The sequence below is a fragment of the Sphingopyxis sp. genome, from assembly GCF_016463645.1.
Classification (GTDB): Bacteria; Pseudomonadota; Alphaproteobacteria; order Sphingomonadales; family Sphingomonadaceae; genus Sphingopyxis.
The window spans coordinates 1-234 of record NZ_JAEMQX010000080.1 but is presented as its reverse complement, the minus strand read 5'-3'; the positions used below and the strand labels follow the sequence as shown (position 1 = coordinate 234).

At 54.7% G+C, this 234-nt stretch carries 1 protein-coding gene; it reads left to right on the top strand.

Features of this window, described 5'->3' with window-relative positions; translation table 11 throughout:
- Nucleotides 1–112: 112 nt before the first annotated feature.
- Nucleotides 113–234 (top strand): flagellar basal body protein (locus JHC57_RS15165; RefSeq protein WP_294031011.1); only part of this gene is annotated, 122 nt, incomplete at its 3' end.

The window sequence follows — 234 nt, the reverse complement described above, 5'->3', positions numbered from 1 at the left end:
AGATATTGAAAAACATCAATAATAATGGTTTGGCACGCCCATTGCATCATGCCTTGGTGTTTTTCCGCGCGTCTGTGCCAACCGGCCGGATCCCGGCGAAAGGAAGTTGATGATGGCATCCGAGAAACTCTTTGGCCTGCACGGTACGGCGTTGCAGCTGCGCAGCCAGCGCATGATGATGCTCGCGTCGAACATCGCGAACTCTGCAACGCCGTACCGTGCAGGCCAAAGAGT